The sequence below is a fragment of the Rhodococcus sp. 05-2254-5 genome (genome assembly GCF_002258575.1).
GTDB classification, from domain to species: domain Bacteria; phylum Actinomycetota; class Actinomycetes; order Mycobacteriales; family Mycobacteriaceae; genus Rhodococcoides; species Rhodococcoides fascians.
Map to the genome: position 1 here is coordinate 204,418 of NZ_NOZG01000001.1, position 21,066 is coordinate 225,483.

Below are 21,066 nucleotides of genomic sequence, written 5' to 3' on the forward strand. Positions count from 1 at the left end.
TCATGAACAACACATTAGAAGAAGAACGGGACAACAATGCGTATCGTCGCACCCGGAGCGGACACCCCGAACCCCGACGCAACACCTTTCAAGGGAACCGAACCGTCATCGCCCGCCCATTGGCCCGGATCACAGATCATGGCCGACCCGATCACTGCACGCGTGCTGTTCTCTGTGTGGTCCGGAGACCCCGTTGTCGTCGTCCCGTCACCACCGGGCGCAGGAAAAACTCGACTGGTCGCGTTGCTCGCCGCCGCCTTGGCCCATCGCGCAGACCTACGGGTGGGTATCGCGGCGCAAACCCGAGAACAAGCCGTGGAAATCGCGCGTCGGCTCGGCGCGCTGACAGATCGAGCAGCGTTGATCTGGAAGGCGAAAGCACCCCTCCCCGACAGTGGAAGCACTCCCGTAGTGACAGGACGAAAAGTGCGGTGGTCGAATGAGACTGGCGCAATTCTCATCGGTACCACGGCGCCGTGGCTCTTCTCGGACCCGGACCGAATCGGTGCCGATGTGTTGATCGTGGACGAAGCATGGCAATGTACCTACGCCGATCTGGGGGCGCTCGGCGCGATGGCTCGACAGGTCGTCTGCGTCGGAGACCCCGGACAGATCGATCCGGTGGTCACCGGAGACGTATCGCGGTGGGAGGGCAGCGAGACCGCACCGAACCTGCCTGCCCCCCTCGCTCTGCAAGCAGCTCACGGCGATTCGGTCGGCGTGGTCCGTCTGCGACACACCTGGCGTCTCGGCGCGAGGACAACGGCCCTCATTCAACCGCTGTTCTACCCCGGCCTGCCTTTCACTTCCCGTCGCCCACCGGAGCATCTGACCGATTCCAGCGGCCCCGGCCTGCCCGAACTCGCGCATCGGCCAGTGCGGGTCATCGGAGGCCCAACCGACCCCGTCCTGGCCACACAGTGCGCCCTGCGCGCGCGAGAACTGCTGGACGCCGATGTGACCACACCGGACGGACAGCGGGCCATGACAGCGGCGGACCTGGCTGTCGTCGTCCCTCATGTCACGCAGGCTGCCGCTGTCCGGGCCTTGCTCTCGGATCACCCCGACGTACTGGTCGGCACCGCAAACTCTCTGCAAGGCCTCGAACGCGCCGCCGTTGTCGTGTTGCACCCGCTTGCCGGGTACCGGACAGCCGAGCCGTTCAATCTCGACCCCGGCAGAGCGTGCGTGATGCTCACCCGCCACCGAGCCCACATGACTGTGGTCATCGATGACGCCACCGCCCACGTCCTCGAACACGCCGAACCATCCCCGGCTCACGCCACCCACACCGGCCTGATGGCCGCACTGCACTGCACGCCCGTCGTGTAGCGATCCCCAAAAAGAAAGGCACACAACATGTCCGACACAAGTATCGAGTACAAGGCCGAGCGGCTATCCGGCATCGAGACGCCGAAAGAACTCCACGCATCGGTCGAGGGACGCGAGCGTCCGCGCATCGGCTACACCCTCGATACCCAAAGCCGGGACAACGGTGTTCGAGCGGCCAACGCTGCCGAAGGGCTGATCGCATACGCCAGACCGATCGGCCTCGAAACCGAGGAACTGACAACGGTGTTCGGAGACTTTCTGAGCGACCTGCGGCACCTTGCCGACGCCGTCGGCGTCGATTGGGACGCCGTAGACGAACGCGGTCAAGACCACTACCGCTGCGAGCTGTACGGGACCGAGTAGGGGACGCTCTGGGGAGAGGAGTGAGCGGCGGTTCGGTGCGCCGGGTCGCTGCTCGCCCCAGGCCCGTCCCCGGCACTGGGTGCGCCGGGGACGTTTTCGCTGCTGAGCCCTAGCGAACTCCGGGTCCGGTGGGTAGTGTCCTGGCGTATCGGCTTGGTGGGTGGTTCCACGAAGCCGCGGCGACGACGACTTCTGTTGTTGTCGGCGTTTTCACCAGATGAGCGGACTGACCATCCGACTTCCGAGAAGTGCAGAGGTGTGTCGAATATGAGAGTCCTCGTCCGGATCGACGGTAGGAATCATGTACCTGCGAGCAGTTCGGGTTCGTCGCGATATTGCGTGGTAGCCGTAGCGCGCGGTGTTGCGGGGGTGTTGGCTGTCTTCGCTGCATTTGCCGGCTTGGCTTGGGCTGCACTGCTGCGCCGGACCGACGATGCCGCCATCGACGGAGATCCGCGTCGTGTAGCGATGGTGTTCGCCGTTTCCTCCGTGGCGTGTGCTGTAGCAACCGGGATCGAGTGGCTGCTTCGACGGCGTAGCGGCGCAACGGATGCCAAGCCCGTTCACAGGGCACGGCCACCGAGAGAGGCTGCGTCGCGCCACCACCGGACTGTGAACTCGAATAGTCGGGCGGCAGGGGAGTTCGACAGGCCCGAGCGTCTGGCCGGTGCGACATCGTGACGAGAAGATTCGCCCCCGCACTTCGGATCGAGGTGATCGTCGTCCGCGATCCAGATGGTCCTACCCACATCCAAGTCTTCGTCGACGGTGTTCCGGCTGCAGCAACACAATTTCACATCGACGCAGGAAGGGGATGGACGTGGGGCGACTGGGCCGACACACGAGACTGCGATCTCGCGGTCATCTCATCCGGAGCGCGGGGAGCGCTCGAAGACGCCTACGACGATCCCCCCGGTGGTGACGCCGTCCGCGGCAGGATCGGTGACTGGCTGGACGGCGCTGAAAGGTCGGAAAATTAAGCAGCAGAGTGATATAGCGCCGCGTTGTTGGTCGCATAGCGGCACAGAGACCAGTCAGAAATTGATCGACAGACCGACCATCTGTCCCACAGAAACGGGAGTACCCATGCAATCCTCGATCTCGACAACGCGGCCGCCCTCGGTCGACCTCTCACCGCACGCACGAGCTGCCGGCAGTACCGGCTGCAGCTCGAACAGTAAGGCGCACAGCGCCATCGCCAGCGAAGTCCATCGCCGGATGCAACACGGCCTGTCTGAGAGGTACTTTGCTGCTACTCCGAACGCCGCCGACCGCTTCCGACCAACCGTTCCTGACCATGAGCTGACGGACCACGTTTTCGAGGTGGTTTTCGGATTGCGGTGGCGGCAGGTGTTCGACTTGGCGCGCACCCTCGACGTCGAGTCCGATCTGCTGGAAACCGCACCGGAGACGGTCAGCGCCGCGTGGTGGTGCGCACCCGGCTGGCGGAAAGCGACACATGCTGCCCACACGGCGGCCTGCGGCGACAATCGGCGTCACGAACTCACAGCGACCATGAACCTGCTCGGCGTCCTCGGATGCGGGGCTGCCAGAGTCGCTGCCCGCGATGTCGGCCGAGGCTTGGTCGTACGAGATCTGATCGGTTCCGATTTCACTCAAGAGCACTACGACTACCTGACCGGGCCGTGGCGTCGCAACGTCGGCCCGGTCCATCCCGGCGACCGGCCACTAGACCAGTACCAGACGGCCCCGAACTCGCAACGCTTGTGACACCCGGGCGCATATTGCCCGCCCGGTGCAGCCACAGGAGAACGCTCCTGGGTTGCGATTCAGTGGCCGGCTGTCACAGACCTCACCGCCACGCTATCTACCCCGTGCAGGACTGCGTTTGCTATCGCGCTCACTACGAAAGGACTCCCTGATGGACCCACAATCCGGCCGAGACGGCCTCATCCACGACGTAGAGCGCCACCTCGCGGCCGAAGATGGCCGCCGCGAGGCTCGCACTGTTGCGCTTGCATGTGTCGGCTACGTCGTCGGCATGCTCGCGATCTTCAACGGGGCTCTGCCGATCGTGAAGGATCTGGTCACCGTCAGTTTGGTCATCTCCTTGGCCGGCACGTTGCTCGCTGCCTTCTCGGCTCTGACTCTGGCACTACTGCATCGTTGGTCAGACCGTTCGGACCGTAGGCGGCGCGGAAGCTGCGGGCATGCCGACTTGCCGGCGGAGGCGGTTCGATGAGCGCGCGCGGACGACTCCGCATCGCGGTGCCCATCGTGATGGCCGTACTCGCGGTCGGGACGTACACGTTCGGAACGCACGCCGATCCGCTCTCACGACTAGCGGTGGTCAACACCCCAGACCCAGCCGCGGCGAGCACGCCTGTACCCATCGCGCAGCTCCTCGCTCAGCTCGAAACGGTGGACTCGCTCGCAGACGTCGATGGATACGACCGATCCTGCAAGAAGGGCTCAGGGTGCGTGTTCGGCCCGGCGTGGACCGATGACTCGTCCGCCCCTGGATCGCACAACGGCTGTGACACTCGAAACGACGTCCTGGCAACCCAACTGATCGACGTCGAGTTCAAGCCCGGAACCCGCGACTGCAAAGTCGCAGCAGGGATACTCCACGACCCCTACACAGGATCGACGATCGACGACCTCGGGAAGATTCAGATCGATCACGTGTACCCGTTGGCGAGGGCGTGGGACGCAGGGGCGTGGGCCTGGTCGATCGACCAGCGAACCGCCTTCGCCAACGACGTCGACATCAACTTGCTCGCGGTGGACGGACGTACGAATCAGCAGAAGTCGGACAAGGGAATCGACACCTGGCTGCCACCCAACGCGCCATACCAATGCCGTTACGTCACTTCGTATCTCACCGTGGCCGCGAAATACGACCTCGACATCACCAGCGCCGATGCGCGAACAGCGTCGAGCGTCTGCAGCCAATGACCCAACGTTCGGAGGACGCCATGACCGAAACCGACCCCACCACCGACACAAACGCTGTCCCGCTCCACCCCAACCCATGGATCATCACGACCGCACCTGATCGAAACAGCTACACGATCGAATTGCCCAGCAGGGGGATCTCGTTCGCGATTGACGCCGATCTACGATTCCAGCTCCTCGATGCCCTCCACGACCCGGAAGAGCGATGATGGGCGACGCCACGGCCATCGAATGGACCGACGCAACCTGGAACCCGGTCACCGGCTGCACCGCAGTCTCGTCGGGCTGCGATCATTGCTACGCCCAAACCCTCGCTGAGCGGTTCCGCGGCACACCGGGGCACTACTTCGAGCACGGATTCGACGTCGAGATGCGCCCCGGCAAGCTCGACCAGCCGCTGCGATGGAGCCGGCCACGCCGGATCTTCGTGAATTCGATGAGCGACCTCTTCCATCCAGCAATCCCGGACGACTACATCGCCCGGGTGTTCGCGGTGATCGCGCTCGCCCGCCAGCACACCTTTCAATTGCTCACCAAGAGACCCGCTCGGATGCGGGCACTGCTCCAGTCCGATGCCTTCCGCCGCGCCGTCGACGACGCCATCGCTGGCGTCGTCGCAGCCTTCCGCCCCGCCGATGTCTGGTACCAGAGCTGGCCGCTGCCGAACCTGTGGATCGGCGTCTCGGCCGAAGACCAGAAGACTGCAGACCTGCGAGTATGGGCGCTGCTGGACACGCCTGCAGCTCTTCGGTTCGTCTCTGCCGAACCGCTCCTCGGACCGATCGACTTCACGCGCCTACGACCCAGCAGAATCGGAGGAGCGCTGACTCGCGACGGGCTCCGTTCGGTCGAAGACTCGAAATGCGGCGGCGAGCGCGAACCAGCGCTCGACTGGGTGATCGTTGGCGGTGAGTCCGGCCGCGGGGCACGGCCTATGCATCCGCGATGGGTACGAGAGATCCGGGACCAGTGCACCGCTGCCGATGTGCCCTTTCTGTTCAAGCAGTGGGGCGAGTGGGCACCAGCGGAGGTGATCGCCAGATTCCGCGACTACCACCACTTCGACGACGGCACCGAAGTTCGACGAGTCGGCCGTAAGGCCGCCGGCCGGATCCTCGACCGACGGGTGTGGGACAGCGTGCCCGACGGAGCCGGACGATGAGAGGATCGCTCGACATCACGGCATCGGACTTCTTCTGCGGTGCCGGCGGATCTACGACCGGAATGATCGCCATCCCCGGGGTGAGGGTATCGGCAGCGTCGAACCACTGGGACAAGGCAATCGAGACGCACCAGTACAACCACCAGCACACCGAGCACATCCTCGCGGACCTCTCTCAGATCACTCCGAAGCTGTTTCCTCGCACGACAATCGGATGGTTCAGCCCCGAATGCACCTGGCACTCGAATGCTCGCGGGGCCAAGCGCCTCGCCGCGCAGATCTCGTTACTGTCCGACGACCTACCGTCCGAGGCCGCCGAGCGATCGAGGGCGACGATGTGGGACGTCGTTCGGTTCACCGAGTATCACCGATACGAATTGGTTTTCGTCGAGAACGTCGTCGAGATCTACTCATGGCCTCTCTACAGGCCATGGATCGCGGCGATGCACGCCCTCGGTTACGAACATCGCCTTATCTGCCTGAATTCGATGCACTCATGGACTTTTGGGACACCAGCGCCGCAGTCCCGCGATCGCCTCTATGTGTGCTTCTGGAAGGCCGGCAACCGGGCACCTGACTTCGAGACCGTGGTCCGTCCGCCGGCAACCTGCTCTCGCTGCGGGCCCGTGCGTGCGTTGCAGGCCTGGAAGAACCCAGGGGTGGCTGTGGGTAAGTACCGTAGCCAGTACTCCTACCGGTGCCCCGCACGTGCGTGTGCGGACACCGTGCTCGAGCCCGACTGGCTCCCTGCCTCGACCATCATCGACTGGACCAAGACCGGCCAGCGGATAGGGGACCGCACTCGTCCGTTGAAGCCGAAAACGATCGCACGAATCCAGGCCGGCATCGACCGGTATTGGGCAGCTCCGCATGCCGAGGACGCGAGAGAAGCCGCGGGCACGCTGTTCGAGTATCGGCAGGCAAGATCACGGCCGTCTGAGGGGCGGGCCCCGGTGTTCGAGCCGTTCGTGTCGGTGCTGCGGGGCCAGTCGAAGAATCATCGAACCTCGGAGGCGCTGTCGACCGTATCCGCGGGCGGCCGCCATCATGCGGTGATCACCCCGTTCATCGCAGAGCTGCGAGGTGGAGGTTCGACTGCGCGATCGGTCAGCGACGCTCTCTGCACCGTGACGGCATCGGGTAACCACCATGGCTTGGTCGTGCCCGCTGCCGCTCACCATCGAAAGTCCACACGCCGACCGATCGCTGTCGAAGACCTGTCCTTCAGAATGCTCGACGTACCGGAACTCAAAGGCGCAATGGGCTTCGCGTCGACGTACGTTCTACGCGGGGGAACCAAGCAGCGAAATGTTCGGATGTGCGGAAACGCGGTTACCCCACCGACCTCGCGAGATATCGTGGGAGTCGGCGTGCAGAGCTTGAGCCGTTGACATCGGCCAAACAGTCGTTCTGTAGTTGCATTCATGGTTCCCGGGCAAAGGGGACGCACCGATTCTGTTGTCGTCGCCTCTCCTCCAGTTTGATCATCGTCAGACCCCGTATATGCGGGTCCTGACGGAGATCGGAGAAGTCATGAGCGACGACCGGGCTAGCCGAATCGATCCATCCAGATTGCACTTGCTCGACATCGAGAACATGGTGTCCGGCGACGTTTCCGCTGTCCGATGCTCCGCCTGGTGGGCGGACTACGTCACCGATGTGGGTGTCGGAGAGCGTGACCAGATTACGGTCGCCGCAGCCTGGCGACATGCCGCGCCGGCATTCTTCGCCGTCCCGGCGAACGCTCGGCGTATCGGTGTCACGTCCGCGCCGGATGCCGCGGACCTCGCGTTGCTCGATTCGGTGGATGTGGGCAGGGTGGCTCACCAGCACGATGAGGTGATCATCGCGTCCGGGGACCACATCTTCGCACCGCTTGCACGCGCGCTCCGGGCTGCCGGCGTTCGAGTCGTTCAGGTCGTTGCCTCCGGCGTCGGTGTGAGCGCCGAACTGTACTGCAGCTGTGACGATCTGATCTGTCTTCGTGGATCGGACCGTGTTGTCGAGGCGCATAACGCGCATTCGACGAGCGCAGCGCGGCGTGGCCCACGTGCGTCCGAGCGCAGCTCGGGTGTCGCCGTGTTCGCAGCGCGGATGGCCGATAGTCGGCCGCAGTTACGGACTACCGATCGGGCAGCGCAATGAGCGGGGAAGGCAGCGTGACGTCCTACGACGACGAGGAGCCAACGGTCTATCCGGACGGGTCGGTCGGCGGCGGAGTCGAGCGAGGGGGTGAGGAATTGAGCGGCCAGTACGGGCCGAGTCGTTTCTCCCAGGCGCTCGTGTGGTGCGCCGGCCCGACGTACGTACGTACTGCGCCCGTTGGTACATGGACTCTGCTGCAGAGCGTCGGAGTAGCTGGTTTGTTCTCGACAATGATCGTCGCGCTGAGCGCGACGATCATTGCGGGGCTTGCCGACATGGGTCCTGTGTGGGCATCGATCGTCAGCGTCGTTGTTGCCGCCCTCTACTTTTCGTATCGCCGCCTCGTGGTGGCGACCGTGGCGTCCACCGTGTTCGCGCGGTCGCGACGAACCGGATCGCATCTCGTCAGTGTGGCCGTCATGGCGTCCGTGAGCGTGCTCACTGCCGGGACGGGTTCCTGGGTGTTCGGGATGGCGATCTTCGGGCAAGAGGTTCGCTCTCAGGTCGCGGTGAACGTGGCGATGCATCAACAAGACGACTTGAACGAGTGGTACCGCAGCCGAGAAGCCAACCGTGATGTCGCGTCGAGGATGTACGCCGAGCAACTGTCGCAGCCTGCGCAGATGCGAGACAGCCTGCAGGACGCAGTCTCCGGTCTTGAAATGCGCGAAGCCGGGGCCTGGCAAATGGTGATGTGCGAGATGACGTCTTCACCCGATTGTTTTTCCGGCACAGGCGAAGTAGGAATAGGCCCTCGGTCGGTGGCGGCCAATGAAGAGCTGGATGCTGTCACCACTGAGCGCACTTCGGCCCAGCAGCGGCTTGCCGAGTACACCGTCTTTCCGGTGCCTGCCCCCTTCGACGCAGTCCAACTTGCAACGTGCGGATACTCGAAACAGACGACCGAGTTGACGCCCTACGATTCCGACCGCTGTCAGGGCATGCTGCTGGTCGAATCGAGCGTCGACCAACTCGCCCCGGAGCACCCACCCGCGCGCTCGAGCAACGGGCTTCTCCCGCACCTCGAGGCATTCGGTTCCTTGCTGTGGAACTCCGAGAACGCGGGCCCGGTCTGGCTCGTCGTGGTCGGGCTGTTCTTCGTTCTGGTCAGCGTGGATCTCCTACCTCTGTTGTTTCTCGTGCAGAGCGGCCGACGCGGATGACTTCTAGTTACTTCAACACCTGCGACCATCGTGATGCCGATCCCGTCGGCGTTCAGCAGCATTCGGAAAGGCCACGGCCATGACAACCCCCACCCGACCGGACACGATCACTCGACCCGGCCCCATCGCACGCTTTCTACTCGGTTGCTGCGGTGCCAACTGGATGCACATCAAGGAAAAAGCGGAGCTCAACTGGTACTGCAGCCTGGGGATGTCGGTGATCGTGACCTCGATCATCTCGGGCATTTCCGCAGTGCTGCTCGCTACCACTGGCTACTCGAATCTGCCGCTGGCGCTGGTGATTGCCATCGGAGTGGTGTGGACGATCGTCGTGTTCAACGTCGACCGCCTGATCGTTTCCCGGCCGCTCACCTCGTCGCGGTGGCGGAGCAAATTCAGCCTGTTCTTCGTGCGCTTTCTCCTCGCCGCGGGCATCGCGATCTTGATGGCCGAGGGCGTTGAGCTGACGCTTTTCGACGACGAGATCTCAGCGCAGGTCGATCGAGACAACAATGCTGCAGCAGTCCGGCAGCAGAACGAGTACAACCAGGCTCGGCTCGATGCCAAGGCATCGGCAGAGCAGAGGTACAAAGAGCAAATCGAGTACCCGAACACAGCCGTCGACCGTCTCACGGCCTCGGTCGATGCCGCGACGAAACAGGTCGAGGACGCGAATCGCGTGCTCAAGTGCGAATCAAACCCGGCACCGGACTGCGAGACGGGAACCGGCATCCCGGGGCTCGGCGCAGAAGGACAAGAGGCCTCCGCTGCAGTCGCGAGAGCGAACGAAGCGCTTCAGCGAGCAGTCGCTGCGCGCCAGGACTACACGGTGATACTCAAACCATCAGGCTTCACCGCCGACCAGTTGCAAGCGTGCGGCCAAGGACCGACGAGCACTGACCTGACACAGCAGGCCATCGATACATGCCAAGCACAGATTCTGGTCAGCGAACAGGTCAACGCTGTACCGGTACCCAGCGAGGCTGACACCAGCCAGAACGGGCTACTGCGTCGGATCGTCGCGCTGTCCTCACTTGCCTCCGGAGAACACGGAACCACTATCTGGGCAGTACGCATCCTGTTGTTCATCGTGCTCGCCAGCATCGATCTGGTGCCGTTGACCGCGAAGTTCGTCGGCGGCACCACCGGTCATGACGCGCGGGTCCGCAAGGACAGCATCGACGCGAACAACGAACTGGCCGAGAAGATCAACGACTCTGTGCACGCTGTTCCACACTTCCTGGAAAAGCAGAGGGGATGGAAGAAGCCCGCGGCCGATCAACGCCGCGCGTTCTTCACCGACGTCTTCGAGAAACAAGCCGACGACATTCGGGGGCGCTGGCAATCCCCGACCAACGCCCGTGACGATGTTCTCGATGAGCCGGAGACACTCGTCGACCCGGACTCCGAACCGACGAACGGTGTCGGACCCGGATACGTCCTCCGAACGACTGACGGGGACAAATTCCAGCTCGTGGAACCACTCCCGGACGCTCGAACACGGTGGTACGACCTCTGGCTGTGCACCAGAAAAGATCGTGAGGACGAAGACCAAACGACTCGGGAGGAATACTTCGTAGCCAAGATCGGGAAAATCGATCCTGCGTTTGCGCCGGCCAAGCAGCCAGCGTTAAAAGGGCTCGAACGCGACGTTCTCGCTCGGCTCATTCCGTTGGGTCGGCACCATGTCGTCGACATAGTCAGTGGACAAGACGTGCAGCTAGACGACGATTCCGAGAGACCGTTCATCGTCATGAGGCACTACCCGCTAGGCGATATGAAGAAGTACGTGGAGGACCGATGGGGTAACGAGGTGCCGATACTTCCACTGCTGGAGTTGATCCACCAGACGCTGGAAGCTCTGCTCGTGACGCACCGCGCCGGCTTCCTGCACCTCGACATCAAGCCTGCCAACGTCCTTGTCGACTTGATCAATGGAGAACCTCACGCTGTGCTCACCGACTTCGGTATCGCCGGAGCGACCCGCGCATTCGATCAAGCAGGGTTCACCGACATGGACTCCACCTTCACCGGCACGTACAACTACGCCGCGATCGAACAGATCCTCCCGGGGCGCGGACTCGGCCATCAAACGGCACTGTGCGACCTGTGGTCAGTGGGCGCAATGGTCTATCGGCTCATCTCGGGGGCGTACCCGCGTGACTTCGCCGAGTCCCGTTGGGTCGACATGCCCCTGCTCGACAACGGCAAAGTCGACCGCCGATCGGACGAGTACCGACGGTGGCTGGAAAAGACCAGGCCTGACGCGCCCCGGCTGGACGTCATCACCCCCGGTGTGCCTACGCCGCTTGCTGATCTCGTCGAACGATGGCTATCGAACAACCCACTCGATCGAGTTGATCGCACTGCTCTGACGTTGGCCGAGGGTGAGAGCCTGTCCGACCCCGGTGCGCTGCTCGAGAACCGCGGTGACGAAGCCGTGATGTCGGACGCTCTGGCACGCCTCGGCTCGACGGTCAGGGGCATACGATGAACAAGCATCTACCACTGAGAGAGGCACGTGCGATGGTCCCCAACTCTTCGCCAGTTCCGCCCGCGAAGATCGGGATCCGCGAGGCACTGCGTACCCGGATAGCCTGCGCTGCGTTGTGGATCGTTTTCGTCGCTGTGCTGGTCTTCGGTGTGGGGAGAATCGACTTCGTCCGTGACAACGCCGCACTGGCAGTCTTTCTCGTGGGAAGTGTTGTCCCACTGATGGTGTGGCGGTTTGCTGGTATTGGCATTTCAGACCTGAAGTATCGCCGCGAACGTGGGCAAGGGCTTGGGTCCCAGGCCGGTGCTTCATGGACCGATCGCGAGGAACAGACAGAACACGATCCCTTCGATCCTGTGGCGCAATCACAGGCCGCCTCCCCCCGCCGCGACGATCGGAATGACATGTCTCGCAACCTGTTCGACTTCCACGATGAACGCCGTCCGGAGCGAACACCGGCACCGCAACCGTTCGGTCCCGACCGGGTGCTACGGCAAGCGAGTCCGGACGATTTCAGTGCGCCTCGTGCAACGGTCAACCCGGACAGCCTGACCGTCACCCGTCACGTTCCACTCGGCGGTGAAACCGACTCTGTGCAAAGCGAAATGACCGATATCGGTGTGCCCCCTGCGTCTCGCGTAATCGATCGTGGCGAGCCCAGTACGAGTACGAGCACCCGAGGCGGAGCCCTTGACCGGTTGTTCGGCCGATCGACGGACCGGATCGATACCGAGGAATCGACAGTAGGTCGAATACTGTCGTTTCCCGGCGGCGGCGGTGGCGCACTCTTCTTCGACGCCGACAGCGCGACGGACGCCGGCCCGCGCAAAGAAAATCAGGACTGGGCGATCCTCAGCGGGTCTTTGCTGGGTATAGCCGATGGGGTCGGCGGGCGGTCTGCCGGCGGTCAAGCATCTCGCGCTGCGCTGCGGGCAGTCCGCGATGCGATCGAGGAAGACGGCATGAGTCTGGCGTCGGCGGTTACGCGTGCGAACACCGACGTCCGCGCGCGCCAGGACGACGACCCCGCGGATCGAGGAAGAGCAACGACTCTGGATATCGTTCACTTGGATGAAACCGGCTATCTGTACGGCGCCCATGTCGGTGACAGCCGCGTCTACATTCTTCCTGCGCGAGGTCGGCGACTGAGAAGATTGACGGCAGACCATTCGACCGGCAACACGCTCACACGCAGTATCGGTGGTGCGCGGTCGGTCACGCCCGATGTGTGGGCCCACGAGGCAGAACCAGGCGACATCGTGCTCGTCGCCACGGACGGTCTGTGGAAAGGCTCACTGCACGAGAATGACATCGAATCAACGTTGGTGGAGGCGCGACAACGCTCCACGATTCACATCGCAGAACGCCTCGTTGAGATTGCCAAAACCGGTGCGACCGACAACATCACAGTGATCGTGGGCCGAATCCAGCGCGCGTGAACTACAGAATCCATCGGTTCTGTTCGTGAAGGCCGTAGCGCGTCATGCTTTCCTCGACCGAGGAGGAAAGCATGACTGCTCTGATCATCATCGCAGCACTGGTCGCTACAGCCGCTGTCATTGCGAAAGTGGTTCGGACCCAACGCGCACAGGGCACTTTCGCGGGGAACGCTCCTCGCGCCGTCTCCAAGACGGTGCAGGAGCGTCTTCGGGTTCCTCTACCCACCCCCGAAAACGTTAGTGTCCGGGTTCTGGACAAGATCGTGAGCGGTGCGATCGGCACCGCTCGAACGAAGTTCATGCCGGTAGGCGTGCTCCTCGAACTCGCTCCGGAGATGTATGAACGCGTCGTGCCGATCTGGGTGCAGTTCTCCCGTGAACTGGGAGAAGATCTCGCCGCCCGTGCTGAAGCAGAATCGTGGAACTACTCCGGCGTTGCGTTCTCCCTCCGCGCAAACCCGGCTCTCGGCCGACGAGATGTCGAGGTAGTACTTCGCTATCCCGACGGCGACGACTCTCCGACCGACCAAGTCGGCGACGTCCCTCGCCGACCGCGCGGCGAGGACGACATCACCGATGTCGCGCCGGGTGACGCCTCCGAGCTGTGGTTCGCCGATCTGCCCGACGGTCGACGCGTCGCTCTTCGCAAGGGTCGGCGCTACGTGGTCGGCGCATCCTCCACATCCGACATTGTCGTTTCCTCGCGGACCGTCTCACGGGCACACGCTGCCCTGCGCTGGCATCCCGCCGCTCAGGTGGTCGAAGTCGAAGATCTCGACAGCACCAACGGCACCTGGCTCGACAACAGCCGGGTGGCCCCCCGCGAACCGAGGGCGGCGACGTCCGAGTGCGTGATCCGACTGGGAAAGCACGACCGGATACGTCTGGTGAAACGAAGTGCCTCGGGGGCGTCGAGATGATCGCCGACATGCTCGCGACGCTGTCCGTACTGGCGCTCACAGTTCTCGCCCTCCTGCGGGTACACACGGAAGCGGTGGCGACTCGACCAGCAGGTGGCGGCGCACCCGGTTTCAGCGGCGGGCAGAGTTCCAGCGACCTCGCGGCTCTTGGGGGACCTCCCGCGCTGGTGCTGACTGCAGCAGCCCAGCTGGGTTGGTCCGTGCAGCATTCGTTGCTCTACGTCGCGGCGGCAGCGGTGGTTCCGATCGTGTTGTGTGCGTTCGTTCGGCGCGTTGTGGGCGCATCCGCCTCCCTCGTGATCCCAGTCGCCGCCTGGACCCTCACGTGCCTCGGTGCCGTGACGGCGGAGAGGCTCTATCCGGGTAGCGGCGTCGACCAGGCGCGGTGGGCCTTGGTCGGGGTGGCCGCGTTCCTCGTCGCTGCGTGGATCGGCAGTACGTGGAACACCACCGCTCGCTCGATCACGGGGACAGGCGTAGCGGTCGCAGGTTGTGTCGCACTGACGCTTCCCCTCATGCCCGGGATCGGCGTACTAGTCAACGGTGCCCCTGGTTGGATATCTGTCGGGCCCTTCGTCGGACAGACGGGCGATCTGGCCAGAATCCTGATCATCATCGGATTGGGATCGATGCTGTATGCCGCAGGACCAGCGCTGCGAGCGGGAAGGGTTACGCCCGCGTTGCTAGCCTGCTGGCCGGTCGCCTTCGCCGCGGCCCTCGGTGGCTACGCATCCGACCTCGGTCCGGTACTCGTGCTCACCGGTGCAGTAGCAGTCATGCTGATCGTGTGCGGCCCGCCACCGCGCGTCTGGATCGGATTTACGGCCGTCGGTACAGTCCTCGTCGTCGCAACCTTTTTCGGTGTGGGAAAGCTCCGCGCCCGCATCGACCAGATGTTGAACCCCATCACGTCCGACGGACAGCTTCAGAACACAGGCGCGGCACTTCGGTCGTTCGCGACCGGAGGCTGGCTCGGCACCGGCTTCAACAACGGATCCCCGCTCGACGTCGCCAACGTAGAGAACGACTTCGTCCTCGCCGGCATCGGAGAGGAACGGGGAGCGATAGTGGTCATAGCAATCTGTTGCCTATTCGGTGCCTTGGTCACCGCCTGCTGGCTGTCGGCAATCCGTGCCACCAGCGCAGGGCCACGCCTGATCTCGACCGGCCTGGCAGCCATGGTGTCCGTGCAAGCCCTGTACGTCACGCTCGCCACCATCAACAAGGTGCCTGTCACGGGGATGGTCGTCCCGTTCCTCTCCAACGGAGGAAGCTCGCTGACCTGTATGTGGATCGCCGTCGGGCTTATCGTCGGCATCGGATCCCACCGCTGGCGGCCGGTTCCAAGCGTCCCCGAACTCCGCGTTGTCGCACGCGTCGACCGAACGAAGTGGGCGATCCTCGGACTGTGGTTGATCGTCATCACTTTGGTTGCCTGGCAAACCGTCGTACCCGAAGTTCCCGCACGAACCGCAGCCCAGGATGCCGCGTCACGAAACCCCGGCCCGGTTGTCTTCCGCGACGGGACGCCGTTCCTCGTCCCATCGACGATGCGTGACGCGACCACCGATGCCGACGTGCAAACCCGCACCCTGGAGTCGTCGATACCGCAGCTCAACGGAGACATCGACGCCGCCTACTTCGTCGCCACGAACATGAGCGCCGGCACTTGCTTACGACCATGGCTGGAACACCTTGTTGTGAAGAAGGCATGCGAATCACCGACAATGGTCACCTCCCTCGATTCAGCGGTCCAGACCGCTGCCCGCGACGGTCTCGAAACCCGCGGATACGAAGGGGACGTCGTAGCCTTGGACCTCAAGGACGGCAGTATCCTCGGCCTCTACTCACACCGCTCGGACCAACACTCCTATGACGCCGGCTACCCGGCGGTGTATTCGCAAAGCGCACCGGGATCGACGTTCAAAACCATCGTCGCAGCCAGCGCCCTGAGCGCAGGACAGAACACCACCACGCCGGTTCGCGACGAATACACACCCCCGGGCGGGGTCGGCATCGTCCACAACGCCGGCAACATCGAAGGCGGCGGCGATCTGACCCAGGCACTTGCGGAGTCCAGTAACACCGCATTCGCCGAGATCGCCATCCGAACCGGTCTGCAGTCGATCACCCAGATGACCGCGGTGCTCTCCGCCGATTCCGCCGACTTCCCGACTCACCCCGGCATCGTCGTGGGAGGCGTCGGCGACGACCCAGATGCGCTTGCGCGCACGGGATTCGGTCAGCAGGACGTCCGCGCATCACCGTACGAAATGGCCGTGGCGGTGGGCCGACTCGCGACGAACGGAGCACTACCCCGCGCGCGGGTGCAGCTAGGGCAATGCACAGACGACCAGCTGGATGTCGACTCCGTTACGTCGCCACCGGCAACCGCACTCGTTCTCGACAACCCGGTTACCGGACCCGTGCTCGACGGTATGCGGGCGGTCGTGCAGGACGGACACGCAGGCGAGCTCGGGATTCTCGACATGCCGGTCGCCGCGAAGACCGGCACCGCGGATGACGACCGCGGTTCCTACGACGGCTGGGTAGTCGCACTCGCGCCGGCAGAGAACCCCGAAATAGTCATCGCCGTCCGAATCTTGGGCGGTGAACAGTCGCCTCGATCCGGTGCAGCGGATGCCGCTCCCGTCGCAGCCGAGGTAGCGGTGGCGGCAATCGACGCAGTACGAGAAGATATCGGCCCGTGTCGCAAACCACAAGGAACGCAGGGAAAATAGTTCATGACGGCAACGAATTACACCACGGTCGAAGTGTGGGCCTCGGACATCGTCAAGTACCGAGATGACGGTGCGAACAACAGGCGCGTCCCCGTCGTAAGGTTCAGCCCGCCGAAACAGGTCGGACCTGCGATCCAGCTGGAGGAAGGGGACCGCCTCGAAATCGGTAGGCCCACCAAGAACGTCACCGACGGATACAGACGACTAGATGTGCCGGATGCACATAAGGCGTTCTCTCGGAACAGTTTTTTGATCACGGAGAGGGCGGACGCGACGCAGGTTAGGACCAAGCAGCGCGGAGGCTGCCATATCCAGTGGTGGGGTCACGCAACAGCTAGAGCGCTGAGAATGAACGAGAATTTTTTCGTGACAACGGACCCCACGTCGTTCCGAGTCGATTGCTCGGGACCGTTGGAACGCGGTCAAACGACATCCCACGAGCAGGCAGTCTGGGTGCTCGTACATCCGGGCAGGGTGCATCGGTTGCCACCGACGTCCCCGAACTATGTTCCGGGCGAATTAGAAACCGGTCTCACAGCCGGAGAAGACCCGACTGACCAGTACTTCTACCCAAAGGTCGTGCCGGGGACCAAGGCGCATCGGGAGTATCTGGCCGCACTCGATCTAATCGAATGGCACTTCAGCGATCTTCTGGAGTGGCCGCCGCGTTTCGAGCCTTCGGCGAGCAGGCCCGGGCTCTCTGGCGAGCGTCAGAAGGTGCTGCTTTTCCGTCACGCCCTGACCCAAGTCGGGCACCACGTCGATGCCGACGCCATTCACGCTCTCCCGGATTCGTTTCTACAGTGGATCGTCGCGCACAACATGCTGTCGTTCCACGATCATCGGCAAGACTCGCGCCTGGGATCGCTCGACTAGAGCGATCCCCGATCACTGTCCGGGCGTATCGCCGTGTTCTGTCAAGAATGCGGGCGAAACACACTGACTCGGCACGGCTGTACGACCGCAGTGATCAGGGCGTCCGCCAAGGTGGGATCGCTCGCAGGAAGCGATCCCACTGCAAGCACCAGCCTGTTATTTCGAGTGACGTCTCGCGCCGCCCACGTTTCCGGGAACGCTGCCATGTCGTCCTGACCGTCGGCCGACTCGGCTGCACGATTGGTCGTCCGCGCTCCGCCGTCGAACGCCGGCCGAACCACACACCCAGACGCGAGCATTACAGCCAAGCACACCTTCGCAACTACCTCGGCGCGTCCGGACCGGGCTACGAGCTGCTGGGACGCCGCCTCTATCAGATCAAGAAACTCCTGATCTCCGTCGCCGAGTGAGGTCAAATATTCGTGCCACGGCTGCGCGTACGGACGTTCGGTCAACGCGACTCGTCGAGCGCGTGCGAGTTGCTGTTCGAGGACGAGATCAACGGTAGCGCGGCGCAGTTCGATCGGACCCCGAACATCAACAGCGTGAACCCGAATAGTGTTGTTGCTGTGGGCCGCTACCGGATCCCGTGAGACGTGGGAATGGATACGAAAGTTTTCGGTTCCGGGTGTGGATCACAGTGCAATCGTCCCCGGCCGAGTCGGTGCTCAACAGGATCGATGAGTTCTGCTCAGCAATTCACGACGGGTCACTGTTGTTGTCACGTGCGCGACGTCGAGGGTCGTTCAATCAACTACGCTGGGTGGGCAATCCTCTTGCAGGGCTATGGGGCGGGGCTGCGTAACTGTGTCGAGCGACGGCTTCCCCGCCTGGCGGCAAACCAGCTCCAAACCGGGTTGTCGAGCGATGCAGTTCGATCAGGTACTTGGCAAGCCCGGCGAGCTCGTCGCGGAGACGCAGAGACCGAGACCAAGGGGCGGTCACCTGCTAGCTAGATGCCTGCGATCACGTCGTCGCGAAGCGCGTCGGACGACTTAGTGAGGCTCTGTGCTGCGGCAGCAAGTGCTCCTGAGATCAGTCTGAGCTGGTTCCCTTCAGCAGGTTGCCCAGCCTCGGTAGCTGCAGCGTAGGTGTCGAGAACGAGAGCTAGGCGAGCCAGTTCTTCCTGCGTTTGCGCAAGGTCTCGCTTGGTGCCGTCCAGTGTGGACTGCAGAGATTGAATGCGGAGGCCGGCGTCGTGGATCGTAGAACTGGCCTGGTCCAGCGAACTGGTGAGCGTCATGCCCGCGAGAATACATCGCGAATACGAGGTCGAAATGGGAGCTATCAACGCTGTTGGTGGCGGAGCGGCCGCGCCGTGGGCTATCCAAGGTTCGAGTAACTGATGGGTTCGTGGCCGTCCTCTGGCCAGGCAAGCGCAATGTATTTCTGGACGTCTGTCGAGGGTCTATCGAAGCGGTATGAAGCAGGTTGTACCGTCGCGCTGTTCTCGGGCACCCCAAGGCCGAGGTTCAGATTGAGTGCCCCGAATTGAACTGTTGCACCGCATACCTCGTCGTCAATTGTTTGGTTGATGACGCCGATGGATTCTGGCGTGCCCTTGGGATCGACTCGGTGCCTTCGAGCGTGCAGTCCCCATCGATTAGGGAACAACGCTCCGCGCCAAAGAATATCATGGAGCGCAACCCCTGGTTGTGTCCTGACTGACTTGAGGGGTGTGCCGGCCGCACCGAAGGAGCGTGAGGCCACGCCCCCGAGAACGAGTTTGAGGAGCCAAAGTTGTAGTCGTGGTCCACTGAGAAGGAGGAAATGATCGTCGGCCGGCCCCAGGAAAGGTGCTGTCGTGCTCGCCAAGGACAACTGCATGTCCCGTACTGCCTGAAAGAACTGTCCTGCAATGGAATCCAAAGGTGACAATGCATTGTTGTGGCGCTCACAGAGGATCTTCGAGGCTAGTGCTTTTGTGCCTACCGATTTCGATGCTCCATGCAGCCACGGTGCGCCGCTGAGCATGGGTGCTTTTCCGTCGATGTGCAGCTGCCGGTGAATGTTGGCACTGATCCAATGCTCTCTACTGATCTTGTCGGAACAGTCTGCTCCTGCCTGGCCGAAGCACTCGGGGTGTGCGTAGCCAGTGCGAGCATCGTTCAGGAGGGGTGGCGGTTCCGAGACGATCCAGCGACCGGCTGCAGTCGCATGGCAGGACCGCGTCCGCCGGCGGGATCCGCAGAGGCAGGCGTCCTCGAGATCGGGTCCCACCCGTTTGGTACTCCGCTTGTATCCGGAGGAGGTGAAGACGGAGTCGTCGAGAAGAGGAAAGGGACGGGGCACCTGAGCGATCCTATTCCGGCATTGGCTTCGGACAGGGCGCACCCGGTCCCCGGCACCGAGTGCGCCGGGGACAATTGCGGCCGCTGCCGGGTTGCGTCTTGTCGATAGATGTGATCCCAAACGCTTTGTTTATCAACGTGTTTCGATGACTCCTACGTCTTCCAGTGCAAGTGTTTCGATGGTAGATTCAGAGGCGTTCTGTTGATCGGCGGACTGACCATCCGTCACCCGAATTGAGAGGCTGAAATCTGCCATGACATCGATCGTCGATTCAGTGTTGCCAGTTGCGTCCGTGCTCGAGGTGGTCTTCGACAACGGGTCTCTAGGGGGTGCTGACTGGTCGAACCGGGCCGTCGTGCTCGAGGCCTTGCCAGAGCCCCTGGTTGCGGGATACCCCGCAGAGGGGGCCTATGTGCAGATAAGTGATGGAAGCGGCGGTATCGCCGCGTCGGGATGGTTCTCGGTGGACGAGCGCAATGCCACCGAGACCCATGCAAGCGTTGCTGTCGTGTGGCGTGAGCCGTTGATGGCCGTCGAGCACACCTACAAGAGCTGGACGGGGTTGGTGCGTACACGTGACATCTCACCGGTCACGGTGTCACCTGGGGCCGCTCCCGCGTGGTTCGGTGAGTATGTGCGGCCGATCCACGAACGGGCCGCCGTCGAACGGACCTTGCAGGCCGTACGCGAGAGCGCCAATACCGAGCGTGCGAACCATCGCGAGTGGGTCAGGCGGCTGAGCGAGTCCGCGTGCGAATGGGCGGACGAGAACAGTCTGTGCAGCGAGTTCGAGAGGTTCTGCGAACAGTGGGGGCTCGAAGGCCGAGAACGTGACTTCGATGTAGAAGTGAATGTCACGGTTGCATTAACAATGACGCGATCGGCGCGTAGCCAAGAAGATGCGGACGAGGCCGTAGATCTCGACGATGTACGGCAGCATCTACGAGACAATTTCTCGTATCTCGATGTGAATTTCACTGTGGGTGAGTAGTAGTCGCACGGGAAGTGGGGTACGCGCAGCGTGCCCCACTTCCCGGTAGCGGTCTACTTGGTCGGGGCGCGCAGCGGTCCGAAGGTGTACTAAATGCGAAAGATGTTGGAAGACAACCAAGATAGGTGATCCGTTGGCCGTTGGCGCGCAGCGCCCGGCAAGGAAAGACCGCAATAGGCCGCCTTGGCGGCCGGCTTCTGGCGGTGGGCGCGCAGCGCCCACCAGAGCC

At 63.0% G+C, this 21,066-nt stretch carries 20 protein-coding genes; 18 read left to right on the forward strand and 2 right to left on the reverse strand.

The annotated features are described in order from the left end of the window. Positions 1–36: 36 nt before the first annotated feature. From CH278_RS00905 to CH278_RS27305, 17 genes are all read left to right on the forward strand, one after another. Entirely contained in the window at positions 37–1,332 is a 1,296-nt protein-coding gene (locus tag CH278_RS00905) for an AAA family ATPase (RefSeq protein ID WP_015586218.1), read from the forward strand. Positions 1,333–1,359: 27 nt separating this feature from the next. Next, positions 1,360–1,695 (forward strand): hypothetical protein, encoded by a 336-nt coding sequence (locus CH278_RS00910; RefSeq protein WP_015586219.1) that lies wholly within the window; start codon positions 1,360–1,362, stop codon positions 1,693–1,695. Positions 1,696–2,372: 677 nt separating this feature from the next. Next, complete coding sequence (locus CH278_RS00915; protein ID WP_032375878.1) at positions 2,373–2,675, forward strand: hypothetical protein; 303 nt, start codon at positions 2,373–2,375, stop codon at positions 2,673–2,675. 343 nt (positions 2,676–3,018) lie between these two features. Further along, the gene (locus CH278_RS00920) at positions 3,019–3,426 is read left to right on the forward strand and encodes a hypothetical protein (RefSeq protein ID WP_032375879.1); all 408 of its coding nucleotides are present in this window, start codon (positions 3,019–3,021) and stop codon (positions 3,424–3,426) included. Between the two features lie 151 nt (positions 3,427–3,577). Further along, positions 3,578–3,898, forward strand: a complete 321-nt coding sequence (locus tag CH278_RS00925; RefSeq protein ID WP_015586223.1) for a hypothetical protein — start codon at positions 3,578–3,580, stop codon at positions 3,896–3,898. Continuing rightward, entirely contained in the window at positions 3,895–4,614 is a 720-nt protein-coding gene (locus CH278_RS00930; RefSeq protein WP_015586224.1) for an HNH endonuclease family protein, read from the forward strand. The genes CH278_RS00925 and CH278_RS00930 overlap by 4 nt, the downstream gene beginning before the upstream one ends. Before the next feature lie 20 nt (positions 4,615–4,634). Continuing rightward, on the forward strand, positions 4,635–4,823 hold the full coding sequence (locus tag CH278_RS00935) for a hypothetical protein (protein ID WP_139278549.1): 189 nt from the start codon (positions 4,635–4,637) through the stop codon (positions 4,821–4,823). Continuing rightward, positions 4,823–5,776 carry a DUF5131 family protein gene (locus CH278_RS00940; protein ID WP_032375880.1) on the forward strand — a complete coding sequence of 318 codons (954 nt, stop codon included), beginning with the start codon at positions 4,823–4,825 and terminating at the stop codon, positions 5,774–5,776. The genes CH278_RS00935 and CH278_RS00940 overlap by 1 nt, the downstream gene beginning before the upstream one ends. After that, the gene (locus tag CH278_RS00945) at positions 5,773–7,167 is read left to right on the forward strand and encodes a DNA cytosine methyltransferase (RefSeq protein WP_015586227.1); all 1,395 of its coding nucleotides are present in this window, start codon (positions 5,773–5,775) and stop codon (positions 7,165–7,167) included. Before CH278_RS00940 ends, CH278_RS00945 begins: the two co-directional genes overlap by 4 nt. 142 nt (positions 7,168–7,309) lie before the next feature. Further along, the gene (locus tag CH278_RS00950) at positions 7,310–7,921 is read left to right on the forward strand and encodes an NYN domain-containing protein (protein WP_157773221.1); all 612 of its coding nucleotides are present in this window, start codon (positions 7,310–7,312) and stop codon (positions 7,919–7,921) included. Positions 7,922–7,935: 14 nt separating this feature from the next. Then, positions 7,936–9,084: a DUF4407 domain-containing protein gene (locus tag CH278_RS00955; RefSeq protein WP_157773223.1), complete on the forward strand. Its 1,149-nt coding sequence runs from the start codon at positions 7,936–7,938 to the stop codon at positions 9,082–9,084. A 79-nt stretch (positions 9,085–9,163) separates the two neighbouring features. Beyond that, complete coding sequence (locus CH278_RS00960) at positions 9,164–11,578, forward strand: DUF4407 domain-containing protein (protein WP_015586230.1); 2,415 nt, start codon at positions 9,164–9,166, stop codon at positions 11,576–11,578. Between the two features lie 404 nt (positions 11,579–11,982). Continuing rightward, positions 11,983–13,017 carry a PP2C family protein-serine/threonine phosphatase gene (locus tag CH278_RS00965; RefSeq protein ID WP_157773226.1) on the forward strand — a complete coding sequence of 345 codons (1,035 nt, stop codon included), beginning with the start codon at positions 11,983–11,985 and terminating at the stop codon, positions 13,015–13,017. A gap of 71 nt (positions 13,018–13,088) precedes the next feature. After that, on the forward strand, positions 13,089–13,937 hold the full coding sequence (locus CH278_RS00970; RefSeq protein WP_032392088.1) for an FHA domain-containing protein: 849 nt from the start codon (positions 13,089–13,091) through the stop codon (positions 13,935–13,937). Further along, entirely contained in the window at positions 13,934–16,678 is a 2,745-nt protein-coding gene (locus tag CH278_RS00975) for an FtsW/RodA/SpoVE family cell cycle protein (protein WP_015586233.1), read from the forward strand. The genes CH278_RS00970 and CH278_RS00975 overlap by 4 nt, the downstream gene beginning before the upstream one ends. A 579-nt stretch (positions 16,679–17,257) precedes the next feature. Then, positions 17,258–17,554, forward strand: coding sequence for a hypothetical protein (locus CH278_RS27175; protein WP_139278548.1), 297 nt, complete (start codon positions 17,258–17,260; stop codon positions 17,552–17,554). A 422-nt stretch (positions 17,555–17,976) separates the two neighbouring features. After that, positions 17,977–18,147, forward strand: a complete 171-nt coding sequence (locus tag CH278_RS27305) for a hypothetical protein (RefSeq protein ID WP_155289038.1) — start codon at positions 17,977–17,979, stop codon at positions 18,145–18,147. Positions 18,148–18,506: 359 nt separating this feature from the next. Here the strand turns inward: CH278_RS27305 and CH278_RS00990 are convergent, their stop codons facing one another. Together CH278_RS00990 and CH278_RS27845 are read right to left on the reverse strand one after the other, a co-directional pair. Further along, positions 18,507–18,797, reverse strand: coding sequence for a hypothetical protein (locus tag CH278_RS00990; protein WP_032375883.1), 291 nt, complete (start codon positions 18,795–18,797; stop codon positions 18,507–18,509). A 1,181-nt stretch (positions 18,798–19,978) separates the two neighbouring features. Continuing rightward, positions 19,979–20,101, reverse strand: a complete 123-nt coding sequence (locus tag CH278_RS27845; RefSeq protein ID WP_255032396.1) for a hypothetical protein — start codon at positions 20,099–20,101, stop codon at positions 19,979–19,981. 19 nt (positions 20,102–20,120) lie between these two features. Between CH278_RS27845 and CH278_RS01000 the strand changes: the two genes are divergently transcribed. Then, positions 20,121–20,837, forward strand: coding sequence for a hypothetical protein (locus CH278_RS01000; protein ID WP_143536193.1), 717 nt, complete (start codon positions 20,121–20,123; stop codon positions 20,835–20,837). Positions 20,838–21,066 lie beyond the last annotated feature (229 nt).

What these genes read in the sequence shown, in the direction of transcription:
- CH278_RS00930 (WP_015586224.1), top strand. Translation starts at nt 3,895, where the DNA reads ATGAGCGCGCGCGGACGACTCCGCATCGCGGTGCCCATCGTGATGGCC.
- CH278_RS27845 (WP_255032396.1), bottom strand. Translation starts at nt 20,101, where the DNA reads ATGGCAGATTTCAGCCTCTCAATTCGGGTGACGGATGGTCAGTCCGCC.
- CH278_RS00990 (WP_032375883.1), bottom strand. Translation starts at nt 18,797, where the DNA reads ATGACGCTCACCAGTTCGCTGGACCAGGCCAGTTCTACGATCCACGAC.
- CH278_RS00965 (WP_157773226.1), top strand. Translation starts at nt 11,983, where the DNA reads ATGTCTCGCAACCTGTTCGACTTCCACGATGAACGCCGTCCGGAGCGA.
- CH278_RS00910 (WP_015586219.1), top strand. Translation starts at nt 1,360, where the DNA reads ATGTCCGACACAAGTATCGAGTACAAGGCCGAGCGGCTATCCGGCATC.
- CH278_RS00950 (WP_157773221.1), top strand. Translation starts at nt 7,310, where the DNA reads ATGAGCGACGACCGGGCTAGCCGAATCGATCCATCCAGATTGCACTTG.
- CH278_RS00970 (WP_032392088.1), top strand. Translation starts at nt 13,089, where the DNA reads ATGACTGCTCTGATCATCATCGCAGCACTGGTCGCTACAGCCGCTGTC.
- CH278_RS00905 (WP_015586218.1), top strand. Translation starts at nt 37, where the DNA reads ATGCGTATCGTCGCACCCGGAGCGGACACCCCGAACCCCGACGCAACA.
- CH278_RS00945 (WP_015586227.1), top strand. Translation starts at nt 5,773, where the DNA reads ATGAGAGGATCGCTCGACATCACGGCATCGGACTTCTTCTGCGGTGCC.
- CH278_RS00960 (WP_015586230.1), top strand. Translation starts at nt 9,164, where the DNA reads ATGACAACCCCCACCCGACCGGACACGATCACTCGACCCGGCCCCATC.
- CH278_RS00935 (WP_139278549.1), top strand. Translation starts at nt 4,635, where the DNA reads ATGACCGAAACCGACCCCACCACCGACACAAACGCTGTCCCGCTCCAC.
- CH278_RS00925 (WP_015586223.1), top strand. Translation starts at nt 3,578, where the DNA reads ATGGACCCACAATCCGGCCGAGACGGCCTCATCCACGACGTAGAGCGC.
- CH278_RS00975 (WP_015586233.1), top strand. Translation starts at nt 13,934, where the DNA reads ATGATCGCCGACATGCTCGCGACGCTGTCCGTACTGGCGCTCACAGTT.
- CH278_RS00940 (WP_032375880.1), top strand. Translation starts at nt 4,823, where the DNA reads ATGGGCGACGCCACGGCCATCGAATGGACCGACGCAACCTGGAACCCG.